The 13,900-nt window shown below is 59.8% G+C and carries 11 protein-coding genes; all 11 read left to right on the top strand.

Annotated elements, in window-relative coordinates; translation table 11 throughout:
- Positions 1-74 precede the first annotated feature (74 nt).
- A complete protein-coding gene (locus WDZ78_RS21080) occupies positions 75-2,369 on the top strand; it encodes an FdhF/YdeP family oxidoreductase (protein WP_425674137.1) in 2,295 nt (764 codons plus the stop codon).
- Between the two features lie 250 nt (positions 2,370-2,619).
- A complete protein-coding gene (locus WDZ78_RS21075; protein ID WP_425674136.1) occupies positions 2,620-4,200 on the top strand; it encodes an ATP-binding protein in 1,581 nt (526 codons plus the stop codon).
- Entirely contained in the window at positions 4,193-4,849 is a 657-nt protein-coding gene (locus WDZ78_RS21070) for a response regulator transcription factor (protein ID WP_425674135.1), read from the top strand. The genes WDZ78_RS21075 and WDZ78_RS21070 overlap by 8 nt, the downstream gene beginning before the upstream one ends.
- A gap of 66 nt (positions 4,850-4,915) precedes the next feature.
- Positions 4,916-5,290 carry a response regulator gene (locus tag WDZ78_RS21065; protein ID WP_112493766.1) on the top strand — a complete coding sequence of 125 codons (375 nt, stop codon included), beginning with the start codon at positions 4,916-4,918 and terminating at the stop codon, positions 5,288-5,290.
- A gap of 313 nt (positions 5,291-5,603) precedes the next feature.
- The gene (locus WDZ78_RS21060; protein WP_425674134.1) at positions 5,604-6,071 is read left to right on the top strand and encodes a hypothetical protein; all 468 of its coding nucleotides are present in this window, start codon (positions 5,604-5,606) and stop codon (positions 6,069-6,071) included.
- Position 6,072: 1 nt separating this feature from the next.
- Entirely contained in the window at positions 6,073-7,320 is a 1,248-nt protein-coding gene (locus tag WDZ78_RS21055) for an oxalate decarboxylase family bicupin (protein ID WP_425674133.1), read from the top strand.
- A 104-nt stretch (positions 7,321-7,424) separates the two neighbouring features.
- The gene (locus WDZ78_RS21050; RefSeq protein WP_425674132.1) at positions 7,425-8,537 is read left to right on the top strand and encodes an FAD binding domain-containing protein; all 1,113 of its coding nucleotides are present in this window, start codon (positions 7,425-7,427) and stop codon (positions 8,535-8,537) included.
- Positions 8,538-8,630: 93 nt separating this feature from the next.
- On the top strand, positions 8,631-9,440 hold the full coding sequence (locus WDZ78_RS21045; RefSeq protein WP_425674131.1) for a cyclase family protein: 810 nt from the start codon (positions 8,631-8,633) through the stop codon (positions 9,438-9,440).
- A 626-nt stretch (positions 9,441-10,066) separates the two neighbouring features.
- On the top strand, positions 10,067-11,944 hold the full coding sequence (locus tag WDZ78_RS21040; protein ID WP_425674130.1) for a TRAP transporter large permease subunit: 1,878 nt from the start codon (positions 10,067-10,069) through the stop codon (positions 11,942-11,944).
- 65 nt (positions 11,945-12,009) lie between these two features.
- Complete coding sequence (locus WDZ78_RS21035; protein WP_003517515.1) at positions 12,010-13,020, top strand: TRAP transporter substrate-binding protein; 1,011 nt, start codon at positions 12,010-12,012, stop codon at positions 13,018-13,020.
- A 76-nt stretch (positions 13,021-13,096) separates the two neighbouring features.
- Positions 13,097-13,900 (top strand): SDR family NAD(P)-dependent oxidoreductase, encoded by an 804-nt coding sequence (locus tag WDZ78_RS21030; protein WP_162692149.1) that lies wholly within the window; start codon positions 13,097-13,099, stop codon positions 13,898-13,900.

Here is a 13,900-nt window from a genome sequence, read left to right as displayed (position 1 = left end):
TTACTCTTTCGCCGTTGCGTTAGCCTCAGCGGGCACGACAATCGTCAATCTGCAAAAATCGAAGGAATTCCAACATGGCGGAAGAACGGCCCGAAGGTATTGAAAAATACGATCACCCAGCCGGCGGCTGGGATGCATTGAAAGCCGTTGCGAAAACGCTCGCGCACCAGCAGATCGTCGCGCAGGGCACGATGACGCTGCTCAAGGCAAATCAGCCCGAGGGTTTCGACTGCCCCGGCTGCGCCTGGCCCGATCCCAAACACACATCATCCTTCGAGTTCTGCGAAAACGGCGCCAAGGCCATCACCTGGGAATCGACGGCGAAACGATCCGGACCCGAATTTTTCGCCCAGCATACGGTTTCCGAACTGTGGCAATGGACGGATCACAAGCTGGAGGATGCCGGCCGGCTGACCCTTCCCCTGCACTACAATGCCGAAAGCGATCGCTATGAGCCAATCGCGTGGGACGACGCCTTCAATCTGATCGCGCAGGAACTCAACAAGCTCGACAACCCCGACAAGGCGGAATTTTATACATCCGGCCGGGCGTCCAACGAGGCCGCCTTTCTCTATCAGCTTTTCGTGCGCGCCTATGGGACGAACAATTTTCCTGATTGTTCCAACATGTGCCACGAGGCCACCAGCGTCGGCCTTCCGAAATCCATCGGCGTCGGCAAAGGCACGGTGACGCTGGAGGATTTCGATCATGCCGATGCGATCTTCAGCTTCGGCCACAATCCCGGCACCAACCATCCGCGCATGATGACGACGCTGCACAATGCCGCAAAACGCGGCGTGCCGATCGTGGTCTTCAATCCGCTGAAGGAACGGGCGCTGGAACGCTTCGCCGCGCCACAGGACCCGATCGAAATGGCGACGCTCTCCTCGACGCCCATCGCTTCCGCGTACCATCAGCTGCGCACCGGCGGCGATCTCGCAGCCCTCAAGGGCATCATGAAAGCGGTGTTCGAACTGGATGCGGAACACCATAAGGCGGGTGGCGCCGGTGTGCTCGACCGAACCTTCATCGAGGAACACACCGACGGTCTCGACGCACTGCGCGCTGACATCGACGCTACCTCCTGGGACACCATCTGTTCCGTCAGCGGGCTGACAAAGGAGGCGATTGAAAGCGCTGCCCGGATTTACGTGAACGCCTCGAACGTCATCATCTGTTACGGCATGGGCATCACGCAGCACGCCAAGGGCACGGGCAACGTGCAGCAGATTGCAAATCTCCTGCTGCTGCGCGGCAATATGGGCCGCCCGGGCGCGGGAATTGCGCCCATTCGCGGCCACTCCAATGTTCAGGGCGACCGCACCGTCGGCATCACCGAAATCCCGAACAAGGCGCTGCTTGACGGCATGGAGCGAGCATTCGGTTTTCGTCCCCCTGCGGAAAAAGGCCACAATGCCATAGAGGCCGTCGAGGCGATCATCGCCGGCGAGTCCCGGGCACTGATCTGTCTTGGCGGAAACCTCGCCGTCGCCATGTCGGATACCGGCGCGACCTTCAAGGGCATGCGCAACCTCGATCTTGCCGTTCACATCGCAACAAAACTCAACCGCTCGCACCTTCTGACAGCCAGGACATCGCTGATCCTGCCCTGCCTTGGACGCACCGATCTGGATACCCAGACACTAGGCCCGCAGGCCGTGACAGTCGAGGACTCGATGTCCATGGTGCATGCCTCACGCGGTTTCCTCAACCCGCCCGGGGAGCTGGTCAGGTCGGAGCCGGCCATCATCGCCGGCATTGCCAGGGCGACGATCGGCAACCGCCATGGAATAGACTGGGATTGGCTGATTGCCGATTACGACCGGATCCGTGACAAGATCGAAGAGGTCTTTCCCGATTTCAGGGATTTCAACAGCCGGGTTCGGGTAAAAGGCGGTTTTCGCCTTGATGTCGCGGCCTCATTCCGCCGCTGGAACACGCAGAGCGGCAAGGCCAATTTCCTTGTCGCCACGGGGCTTGAAGAAGATCCGCTCATCTCCAATCCGGAAGCCCTCGTGCTGACCACGATCCGCAGTCACGATCAGTACAATACGACGATCTATGGCATGGATGACCGTTATCGCGGCGTCTTCGGCCGAAGGGACATCATCTTCATGAACCGGTACGACCTTGCCGCGCGCGGCCTGAAGGATGGCGATCGCATCGATATTCATGGCATCGGCCCAGAAAATGAGGACCGACACCTCGTTCAGGGTTTCACCGCCGTCGAATACAATATCCCGAAGGGGTCGGCCGCAGGCTATTATCCGGAGATGAATGCGGTGGTGGCGCTCGGCCATTATGACCGCCTTTCCGGAACGCCTTCCTACAAGGGTGTCCCGATCACCGTGAGCCCTGCAGCCGCCTGACGGCCGAAGGCCCGGCGCGCAACGCAGCGGTCGTTGCGCGCTCTTTTCCCCACCGTTTGGGTTGGACGTCACCTCGGGCCATCAGGCATGGCCTGTGGATGACCGGCCATATATGCGGATTTTTCGATATAGCGCCGTGCCGTTTTACCGCTATCCTGATGTTTCGACGACGGTGGCAACCAAGACCTATGTATAGGTCAGGTTGTGCTGAAAAAACCGTATTGTCGGCAAAAATCGCATCGGGGGAACAATGTCGATTGCGTCAAGGATGTTTCGCGCGCGCGAGCCGGAAGGCCGAGCCCACCATCTGGCCTTTGGCCTTGGGGCGCTGGCGCTGGCGGCCGCGGTATTTTACGTCGATACCTATACCGACATAGAAGGCGCGATCGCGGTGCTTTATGTCATCACGGTCCTTTTGGCCGCGCAGACTGTAAGCTGGTCGGGACTGATCGCGATCTCCTGCGCCTGCGCCATTCTTTCCCTCCTGTCCTATGCAGCGACCCACGCGCAGGATGCGGATTTCCAGTCGGCGCTTCGGTTGGTCGTCGCCCTTGCGGCGCTTGCCGTCACGACCATGCTGCTTTTGAAAACGGAGGCCGCCCGGCTGGCAATGTTGTCCGTCAATGCGGCGCTGAAGGAAAGCGAGGAGCGTTATCGCTCCATTTTCGACCGTACGCGCGTCGCACTCTGGGAACGCGACTATTCGAAGCTTCACGCCCTGCTGATGGGCCTCAAGCAACGGGGCATCACCGACATGCGGGCCCATGCGCGCGCCAATCCGGGTTTTACGCAGCAATGCATCGATCTCATCACGGTCGTTGCATCGAATGAAGCCGGAAAGGAAATGCTGGGTTACGATTCCTCTATCCGCGGCACCCTCCAGCAATCGGTCGTTTCTTCGTCCGGCAAGTTCGTCGATGTCCTGCAGGCGATCATCGACAACCGGCGTGTTTTCGAAGACAAGGTGGTGGTGCGCACCGACACCGGCGAAGACAAGCTGGTGCTTCTTTCAATCAGTTTCCCCGCGGAGGCGGCCTCCTTCAACCGTGTGGTGGTCAGCATGGTGGATATCACCCAGCGCGAAATGGCGCTGAAGGCGCTGGCCGAGGCACAGGCGGAGCTGACGAAGGCCTCGAAGGCCGCAGCCGTCGGCGCCATGTCCGCATCGCTCTCCCACGAACTGAACCAGCCGCTTGGCGCCATCATCGTCAATGCGCAGACATTGCTGCGCTGGCTCGATCGCGATCCGCCGGATATTGCCGCCGCCCGCCGCTCGGCCGAACGCATGATCCGCGACGGGCAGCGCGCCAGTGAAATCATCCAGAACACGCGCAGCCTGCTCGCCCATACGAGCGGCAAGGTGGAAACCTTCGACCTCGATGAGTTCATCGACGAAACGCTAAGCCTTCTCGAACATGAGCTGGAACGCAGTGGAACCACGGTGCATGTGGAAAAAGCGGCCACGCCGCCGATAACGGCCGTCAGGATCGAATTGCAGCAGGTCCTCATCAATCTTCTCACCAATGCCATTCAGGCCATGGACGAGGCGGGCGCCGGCAATCGCACCATCACGGTTCGGAAGGAGCGTGAAGACAGGGACAATATTCATATTGCGGTTCACGACAATGGACCGGGTTTCCCGGTGCAGATGAAGGAAAAGCTGTTTTCGCCGTTTTTCACGACCAAGGAGACGGGAATGGGCATGGGGCTTTCCATCTGCCGCACGACACTGGAAGCACGGGGCGGCAGGCTTACTGGCGACAATCATCCTCTCGGCGGGGCGGTCTTTACCATTTCCATGCCGATCAGCCAGGAGATGGCACATGCCTGAGCCACGCAAGACGACAAAGGAGCCGCCGTCACCCATCGTGTTCATCGTCGACGACGATTTATCGATGCGCGAGGCGCTCACCGATCTTTTCCGCTCCATGAAGTTCGATGCCGAAGCTTTCGACAGCGCCGCCGCCTTTCTCGAAAAAGCCAATCTGAACCGGCCCGGCTGCCTGCTGCTTGATGTGCGGCTTCCAGGCATAAGCGGGCTTGATTTCCAGATGCAGCTGGAACGCGTCGGCAACAGGATGCCGATCATTTTCATGACCGGCTTCGGCGATATCCCGATGAGTGTGCGGGCGATGAAGGCGGGCGCCGTCGATTTTCTGACCAAGCCCTTCAAGGAACAGGACATTCTGGACGCCGTCGCAACCGCGATGGAGCGGGATGCGTCGAGACGCCGCGAAAGCGCCCAGAACGAGGCCGTCAGCTCCCTTGCCGAGCAGCTGACGCCAAGGGAACGCGAAGTCATGGGCGCCGTTGTCCGCGGCCTGATGAACAAGCAGATCGCCTACGAGCTCGGCATCAGCGAAGTTACCGTGAAACTGCATCGGGGCAATGTCATGCGCAAGATGGAAGCGAGATCGGTCGCCGACCTCGTGCGGAAGGCGGAGCTGATCGGCGAGAAGCTCCGGCCACCTGTATCTTAGTATGGTATCTTTGAGAGCGGCATGGGCGCATAGAGGAAGAAAGAAAAACAGAAAAGGTCGCTTTCATTGCCCCCCGTTCCCGTCATTGCCGTCGTCGACGACGATCCCGCCATTCGCGAAGCCATGGATGATCTCATCATGTCCTTCGGTTACGAATGCCGCCTGTTTGCTTCTGCCGAACAATTCCTGGAATCGAAGCAGCAGGCGGACATCGACTGCATCGTCGTGGATGTCAAAATGCCCGGACTTTCCGGCATCGAGCTGCAGAGCGAGTTGAACCGGCGCGGTAACCACCCGCCGATGATCTTCGTCACCTCCTATCAGGATGAGCGCACCCGGAATGCAGCCTTAAACGGCGGCGCTTTGGCCTTTCTCGGCAAACCGGTCAATATCGTCAGTCTAATCGGATGCCTGGAATCCGTTCTCGCCCGGCCGTCCTGACGGCTGACGCTTTGCCACAGGGCGAGTGAGCCAGCCTATATCCGCGCACAGACAAGTCTTCCATCGCTCTGCTTGTATCTCTTCCAAGTGAAATCCGTCGTTATTTCATGCCCCGACGCCCTGCCGTCCGGGCAGGCATTGCCGTTGAGCGGATGCCTCTCGGCGCTTATCCCGCCGCCAACACCTTCCGCTATACGAACTAGACCTCTGTATAGATGCCGGCTCCGCTTCTCCGCCGTAGCCTTTGCTCCAGTCAAGCGCTTCCCCTCCGAACGTTCCTGACGACACCACCACCCCTTTTTAGGAGCAGGGCATGACCTCCATCAGCAAGAATGCGGGCGAGCAGAGACCCCGTCGCCTCAAAGTCGCAGCGGTGTTGGCACTGGGTACGATTACCGTGCTCGGTGGCAATGCCTTCCTGGTCAGGAATGGCGAACCGGCGCTTGCGGCCTCCGAAGACGTCGCGTCAGCCGGCGCCTTCCGCATCCTCACGCCACAGACGATCGACAGGCTGGGCGGACTTTCCGCTCCCGTGCCGGCGATCAGTGAAACGTCCGAAGGCGCACAGGCTGTTCCGGCGCTGGACAAGACATCCTGCGTCGCCGCCCGCGCCGCCCAGAAAACGGACCGGCACGACACGCTCGATCCAAAAACCTTCTGCCAGCTGCAGCACCGCCTCTTCAATGCCGAGCTGATCGACCGCATCGCCATGCTCCAGCTCGCATCACAGACCCGCTCTGTCGACACCTCGTCCCAACTCGCCATGAACAAGGAGTTCTGAAATGGAAACATTGACCAGACGCGCAGTCCTCGCAATCGGCGCCGTCGGCGGCACCGCCCTTGCCGCCAGCACGGCCGGGGCAGCATCTTTCGGCAATCCCGACCAGCCCCCCGAGGGAGCAATCAACGCCAACGCCGCGGGTCTCAGCGATCCCGGCCCGAAGAACCCTGCGATCAACGACCAGTTTCCATCCTTCCAGAGCCCGCCGGCGACCGATGTGGGTGACATGCAGCTCTTCTGGGGTTCGTTCAACAACGCCGCCAAGCGTATCCAGAACGGCGGATGGGCACGTCAGGTGACCAAGTCGGACTTCGCGATTTCGGATGCCGTGTCCGGCGTCAACATGCGGCTCGGACCGGGCGGCGTTCGTGAGATGCACTGGCACCGCGCCGCAGAATGGGCGATCATGACCAATGGCCGTTGCCGCATCACCGTGCTCGATACGCAGGGCCGCGCCTATGTGCAGGATGTCGAGGCCGGCGATCTCTGGTATTTTCCGGCCGGCTACCCCCATTCGTTGCAGGGACTTGGCCCTGAAGGGTGCGAATTCGTCATCGTGTTCGACGAAGGCGACCAGTCCGAATATGGCACGCTGCTTCTCACCGACTGGCTGGCGCATACCTCACCCGAACTGCTGGCCAAGAATTTCGGCGTCGCGCAGGACGTGTTCCGGAACATTCCGCTGCAGAACCTCTGGATTTTCCAGGGCAAGGAGCCGGGGCCGCTCTCCAGGGATCAGGAAGCCGTTGCCGGCGCGGGACTTCCCCCATTCCCGTTCACCTATAAGCTCGCTGCATCAAAACCGCTGAAAGAAAACGCTGCCGGGGTCATTCGTCTTGCGGACAGCAGCGCCTTTACCGTGTCCAAAACCATCGCCGCCGCCATAGAAACGATCAAGCCCGGCGGCGTGCGCGAAATGCACTGGCACCCCAATGCGGACGAATGGCAATACTGGATCAAGGGTGAAGGCCGGATGACCGTGTTCGACGCGGGCCCGCGCAGCCAGACCGCCGATTTCCACGCCGGCGATATCGGTTACGTCAAAAGAAGCCAGGGCCACATCATCGAAAATACCGGGAAGACCGACCTGCAATTCGTCGCGGTCTTCAAGACCGCCGAATATCAGGAGATCAGCCTGTCGTCCTGGCTGACGCATACCCCGCCGGCGCTGGTGGCCCAGCACCTCAACATCAGCATCGGGGATGTGGCGAAATTTCCCGCAAACCAGCCGGCGATCATGCCGGGCTGAACATCCTGTCCGCCCAGTGACCGGCGTTTCGGCTTCTCCGATCCGCCGGTCTTCCAAGACAAGACGCCACGCCGCAAAACCAATATCGAAAGACAGGAACGGCCATGAAACCATTGACAATCCGGATCGCCGGCGGCTCGCTTGCCGGTCTTTTCACGGCGATATTACTGCAGCAGGACGGGCACGATGTGAAAGTCTACGAGCGCTCGTCGTCCGGCCTCGGCGGGCGTGGTGCAGGACTGGTGCCGCAGCAGGACCTGTTCGAGGTTCTGGACGAGATCGGCTGCGAAGACGTCGCCCATGTCGGTGTGGTTGCCAGGGAGCGCATCTACCTTGATGCCGGCGGCCGCGTGGCCCAGCGCCAGAAGACGCCGCAGATGCAGATTTCATGGGACTATCTCTTCGAGCGCGTATCCTCCCGCCTCCTCGCCGATACCTATCGTCTCGGACACCATGTCGATGCGGTTCGGGAAGGCCCTGATGGGGTGATGCTGTCCTTCGCCGACGGCAGGCAAGAGCGCGCTGATATGGTAATAGGTGCGGATGGCTTGGGTTCGGCCATCCGCAAGGCGGTCAATCGCCATTCGGAAAACGCCTTTGCGGGTTATGTCGCCTGGCGCGGGCTGATCCCGGAAACCAGATTACCGGCCGATGCGTCCCTGCTGCTCGACCGCTTCGCTTTTTACATCACACCCGGAATTCATGTTCTGGGTTATCTCGTGCCGGGGCCACTTGGTGAGACACGACAGGGACAGCGCCGTTACAACTGGGTGTGGTATCGTCCTACACCAGCCGATGAGCTTGGCCGAACCTTCACCGGCCGCGACGGCAGGCATTTCGAATATTCGCTGCCCCGTGGCGAACTGACTGAGCAGCGCCGCGAGCAACTGCGCAGGGACGCGTTCTCCCTTCTGCCGCCGCAATTGGCGCTTGCGGTGGAAGCGGAGGAAAACCCATCGATCCAGGGTATTTTCGACTATGAGGCTGAACAGTTGGTGTCGCCGCGCATGGCGCTGGTCGGAGACGCCGCCTTTGTGGTTCGCCCTCACACCGCGATGGGCGTTTCCAAGGCCGCGGGAGACGCAATGGCGCTGCGCGACGCCTTGCGGCAAACCGACGATCTGCCCGCCGCCCTTTCACGATATCAGAGAAGCCGCCTGCCGGTGGGCAAGGCAATTGCAGCCTATGGGCGGCGGCTTGCCGAAACCGCCATCTGAACACGGGTCAAAAATCAGGCATGGTCCTGCCTTGCTTCACCCCATCTTTGCGCTACGCTTGCGATCAGGGATTTCTCACTGGAGGGACTGAGGATGTGCAACCACTGCGTGATCGAGAACGTGAAACAGAACATGCTGTCACGACGCCTGCTGTTCAAGGGCGCCGTGGCCGGTGTAACGGCGATGGCGGCAGGCAGCCTCGCGGCCCCGGTGCTTGCACAGAGACCCGGACGGGTCATCGATCTCACCCACGCCTATGATTCCACATTTCCCACCTTCGACGGCAAACCGGGCATAGAATACGAATGGGCAGCTGATATCGCCAAGGACGGTTACCAGCTTCACAAGCTCACCATCTACGAACATACCGGCACCCATATCGACGCCCCGTTCCACTTCAGCGCCGACGGTGCGAGCGTCGATCAGCTGGAGCCGCAGAAACTTGTCGCGCCGCTGGTCATCATCGACATTACCGACCGCGCAAAAGAGGATGCCAATTCCACCATCGAGGCTGAAGACATTGAGCGCTGGATATCTGCAAATGGCGATATCCCGGCAGGTGCGATCGTCGCCCTGCGCTCCGGCTGGGCAACCAGAGTGAAGAGCCCCTCATTCCGCACCAACGACGCCGGAAAATTCGCCTTCCCCGGTTTCGGCAAGTCGGCAACCGACCTTCTGCTCGAACGCGACACGGTCGCGATCGGCGTCGACACGCTTTCGCTTGATCCGGGCAATTTCGCCGATTTCGCAGTTCACAATTCCTGGCTGCCGGCGGGGCGCTACGGTATCGAAGGCCTCAACAACCTCGAGGCTTTGCCGGTCAAGGGTGCAACCGTCGTCGTCGGCGCGCCGGCGCATCGTGGCGGAACCGGCGGTCCGGCCCGGATTCTGGCTCTGGTCTGAAAGCAGCATGGCGGGCAGCCCCGGATGCACCAGCGGCTCACCTGCTGCATCAGATAAAGCCGCTCCGAATCCGCCGGGGTTGTTCGGGAAAAGGCGGGGCGAGGCATCGCTCCCGCGCCTGACAGGAAGAATGCCGAGCGGTGGCATCGCCACAAAAATCTCCGCACGCGAGAACTCCAAGAGCTAAATCGACGCCCGGATTGCCGGTTAGAAAGCGCCCAGCCGCAGCGCGGCGCAGGCGGCACGGACGTATGACGGCCTGCCCCGGTCGGACCGACACGATCTGCATTGGCTGGCCTTTGCATGAGGCGCCCTGCTGCATGCTCCTCAACAGCGAATGGAAGCCAAAGCAAAGTATGATCCACTATATGGACCTTGTAGATGTACAAATAAACTGCACAAATCCGTCTATTTACTGTTGATTTCACAAATATTCCTGTGTATCCCGGATACATGGTTTTGTAGTGGTCCATATTGTGGAGGCAATATACCGATACATTCAGACTTTTGGAGGGGTCTGGCCAGTCTGGCAACAACAGCTATCCTGATGTCGCGGTCGTGGCATGGACATCCTGTTTTGCTGACATCTTCATTGCGAAGGTTGTTCTGTGGGAGAGGAGGCCCCGATGACCATGACCGCAAACGCGAATGACGACGTATTTGTACTCGATGGCGAACTGTTGCACACCGGACCGGTAACGGGCTCGTGGTTCATGCGCCCCATCGAGGCCGTGGCGGCCGTGCTGCTGGCGGTGATGATCGGCCTGCTTCTGCTGGGCGTGGCGTCACGTTATGCCCTGCATCTGCCAATTGTCTGGATCGATGAAGCGGCGTCCTTGTGCTTCCTGTGGTTTGCCATGCTGGGCGCGGCGATTGCCATCGATCGCAGTGAACATCTGCGCCTGACGCTGTTTCTCAACATGTTCCCGCAACGTGTTCTTGGCTATATCAATTCGCTGGCGCTGGTGCTGGTGGCGACATTTCTTGCAGCGATCATCAAGCCCGCCATGGAATACGCCATCGAGGAATGGGTGGTCACGTCAGCGGCGCTGAATATTCCGATGTCGTTTCGCGCTGCGGCGCTGCCGGTCGGCGCCTGTCTTATGCTGCTTTTGGTGCTCAACAATCTCTTCCGACGAGAAAATCTGCGCGATATCATTGCGGCCCTTGTAACGGTCGCGGTTGCCTCCGGTCTGCTCTATCTGGCATCGCCGATGCTGGAATCCCTCGGCAATTTTAATCTGGCGATCTTCCTCGGCCTGTTCGTTGCGGTATTTCTGGTGCTGGGTGTTCCGATTGCCTTCTGCTTCGGCCTTGGAACCCTCGCCTATCTGACCTTCACCACCTGGGTTCCGACCATTGTGATGATCGGGCGCATGGATGAGGGCATGTCCGGCATCATTCTGTTGTCAGTGCCAGTCTTCGTGCTGCTGGGCTGCGTGCTCGATGCGACCGGAATGGGTAGGGCGATTGTCGAGCTTCTGTCCTCGATGTTTGGTCACATTCGCGCTGGCATGTCCTATGTTCTGCTCGGTTCTCTGTTTCTTGTCTCCGGCATTTCCGGCTCCAAGGTTTCTGATATGGCAACCGTCGCACCGGCGCTGTTTCCGGAAATGAAGCGCCGTGGCCACAAACCCAAGGAAATGATCGCGCTTCTGGCCACCGGCGCCGCCATGGCCGATACGGTTCCGCCCTCAATCGTGCTGATCGTTCTGGGTTCGGCGGCAGGTGTGTCTATTGCCGGCCTCTTCACCTCCGGTTTCATGATTGCAATGGTACTGCTTCTGGTGCTGGCCGTTCTGGCCCGCTGGAAGGCGCGGGATGAAAACATGGAAGGCGCAAAGCGCACGCCATGGCCGCAGGTCGGCAAGGCAGCCCTGATTGCCGCACCGGCGCTCGTTCTGCCCTTCCTCATCCGCAGCCTGGTGGGCGGCGGTGTCGCCACCGCAACCGAAGTATCCACTATTGCCGTGCTCTACGCCATGATCGTCGGCGCAGTGCTTTATGGCGGCATCAGCCTCAGGAAGCTTTATTCGATGCTGGTTGAGACGGCAGCCCTTTCAGGGGCGATCCTGCTGATCCTCGGATGTGCATCGGCCATGGCCTGGGGGCTGACGCAGAGCGGCTTTGCTTTCCAGCTGACCGCGATGATTACCGATCTTCCGGGCGGCTGGATGACCTACATGGTCGTGTCAATCCTGATTTTCATGATCCTGGGCTGCGTCCTGGAAGGACTGCCAGCGATCGTTCTGCTCGCGCCGATCATGTTTCCGATCGCCCGCACACTTGGCATCAATGACATCCATTATTCGATGGTCGTGGTGGTTGCCATGAATATCGGCCTGATGGCGCCGCCAATCGGTATCGGCTTTTACATCGCCTGCAAGATCGGCAACGTGTCGCCGGACGAAGCCATGGGTGCCATCTGGCCCTATCTCGCAGCCATGATCATCGGCCTGCTGCTGATTGCAGCAATCCCCGGATTTTCGACCATTCTGCTCTGAGACCGTGACGGGTCCGCCCGCCACGCCGATGAATGATAACTGCTTTATTTTGGGAGGAGAAAGCAATGAATATCAACAGACGTACCATACTCGCCGGCGCCGGTTCCGCCGTACTGGCCACCGCCTTCGTGTCGCGCGCCCGCGCTGCCCAATACAATTATAAATATGCCAATAATCTGCCTGCGGCGCACCCGATGAACATTCGCGCCAAGGAGGCCGCCGAGCGCATCGCCAAGGAGACCGATGGGCAGGTCAATATCAGCATCTTCCCCAGCAGCCAGTTGGGTGCCGACACAGACGTTTTGAGCCAGGTGCGCTCTGGAGGCGTTGAATTCTTCACGCTTTCGCCGCTGATTCTGTCGACGCTGGTACCGAACGCCTCCATCAGCGGCATCGGTTTCGCCTTCCCGAACTACGAGTCCGTATGGGCGGCGATGGATGGCGATCTCGGTAAATATGTCCGTGGAGAAATTGCCAAGCAGAATCTCGTTGCCATGGACACCATCTGGGACAACGGCTTCCGCCAGATCACCAGCGCTTCCAAGCCCATCGCCACGCCGGCCGATCTCGAAAGCTTCAAGATCCGCGTGCCAGTGAGCCCGCTCTGGACTTCTATGTTCAAGGCGTTCAAGTCTGCCCCTGCCTCGATCAATTTCGCCGAGGTCTATACGGCACTGCAGACCGGTGTGGTCGATGGCCAGGAAAATCCGCTGGCGATTATTTCCACCGCAAAGCTGTTCGAAGTGCAGAAATTCTGCTCGGTCACCAATCACATGTGGGACGGATTCTGGTTCCTGGCCAACAAGCGCGCCTGGGAGCGTTTGCCGGATGACCTGCGCGCCATCGTCGCCAAAAACCTCAACCAGTCGGGCAAGGATGAACGCGCCGATGTGGCGAAGCTCAATGCCTCGGTCAAGGAAGATCTGATTTCCAAGGGCATGACCTTCAACGACACGGATGCGACACTCTTCCGCGCCGCGCTGAAAGAGGCAGGCTTCTATTCCGAGTGGAAAGGCAAATACGGCGATGAAGCCTGGGCCATTCTTGAAAAGGCCGTTGGTGCAAGCCTGACCTGACCGGCCCGTTGAGTAACTGGCCCCGCCCGTAGCGGGGCCAACCCGACTATGTCTGACGATTGGAATGGAGACTGCTTTGACAGGTCGCCTGACGGGAAAACGCGCGCTTGTGTTTGGCGCAGGATCATCGGGGCCGGGTTTTGGCAACGGCAAGGCTGCGGCCGTGCAATTTGCCCGCGAAGGCGCGCGCGTAGCCTGTGTCGACCTCTCCGCTGACGCAGCCGAAGAGACGGCTGAGATCATTCGCGGCGAAGGCTTGGAGGCTATTGCGGTTGCCGCCGATGTCACTGAACTACAGTCCGTATCGGCCACCGTTGCCCGCACCTGCGAGGCCTTTGGTGGCATCGATATTCTGCACAATAATGTCGGCGTGACCCATATGGGCGGGCCGGTTGAGCTGGATGAGGAAAGCTTTCGCGCCTCGGTCGATCTCAATATCGGCTCCGTTTATCGCACCTCCAAGGCTGTGTTGCCGGTGATGTTGGCGCAGGGCGGCGGGGCCATTATCAATATCTCGTCGCTCGCCTCCATTCGCTGGACCGGCTATCCCTATTTTGCCTATTACGCCATGAAGGCAGCTGTAAATCAGGCGACTGTGGCGCTGGCCATGCAATATGCCCGGCAGGGCATTCGCGCCAATTGCATTCTTCCGGGGATGATCGACACCCCACTGATCTACAAGCAGATCAGCAACCAATATGCGTCTGTCGAGGAGATGGTGGCGGCGCGCAATGCGGCTGTCCCGGTGGGCCGCATGGGCGATGCCTTCGATATTGCCCGCGCCGCCGTTTTTCTCGCATCTGATGAGGCTAAGTTCATCACCGGCGTCTGTTTGCCGGTCGATGGCGGGCAAAGCTGTGCGGTGGGGGCGTTTTCCTGA

Source organism: Agrobacterium sp. M50-1 (assembly GCF_049843495.1).
GTDB classification, from domain to species: Bacteria; Pseudomonadota; Alphaproteobacteria; order Rhizobiales; family Rhizobiaceae; genus Agrobacterium; species Agrobacterium radiobacter.
The sequence above is the reverse complement of the archived record's forward strand: the minus strand, read 5'-3'. Positions and strand labels throughout refer to the sequence as shown.

Bases quoted from the DNA above. Each gene is read 5' to 3' on its own strand.
- WDZ78_RS21080 (WP_425674137.1), top strand. From the start codon at position 75: ATGGCGGAAGAACGGCCCGAAGGTATTGAAAAATACGATCACCCAGCC.
- WDZ78_RS21075 (WP_425674136.1), top strand. From the start codon at position 2,620: ATGTCGATTGCGTCAAGGATGTTTCGCGCGCGCGAGCCGGAAGGCCGA.
- WDZ78_RS21070 (WP_425674135.1), top strand. From the start codon at position 4,193: ATGCCTGAGCCACGCAAGACGACAAAGGAGCCGCCGTCACCCATCGTG.
- WDZ78_RS21060 (WP_425674134.1), top strand. From the start codon at position 5,604: ATGACCTCCATCAGCAAGAATGCGGGCGAGCAGAGACCCCGTCGCCTC.
- WDZ78_RS21055 (WP_425674133.1), top strand. From the start codon at position 6,073: ATGGAAACATTGACCAGACGCGCAGTCCTCGCAATCGGCGCCGTCGGC.
- WDZ78_RS21050 (WP_425674132.1), top strand. From the start codon at position 7,425: ATGAAACCATTGACAATCCGGATCGCCGGCGGCTCGCTTGCCGGTCTT.
- WDZ78_RS21045 (WP_425674131.1), top strand. From the start codon at position 8,631: ATGTGCAACCACTGCGTGATCGAGAACGTGAAACAGAACATGCTGTCA.
- WDZ78_RS21040 (WP_425674130.1), top strand. From the start codon at position 10,067: ATGACCATGACCGCAAACGCGAATGACGACGTATTTGTACTCGATGGC.
- WDZ78_RS21035 (WP_003517515.1), top strand. From the start codon at position 12,010: ATGAATATCAACAGACGTACCATACTCGCCGGCGCCGGTTCCGCCGTA.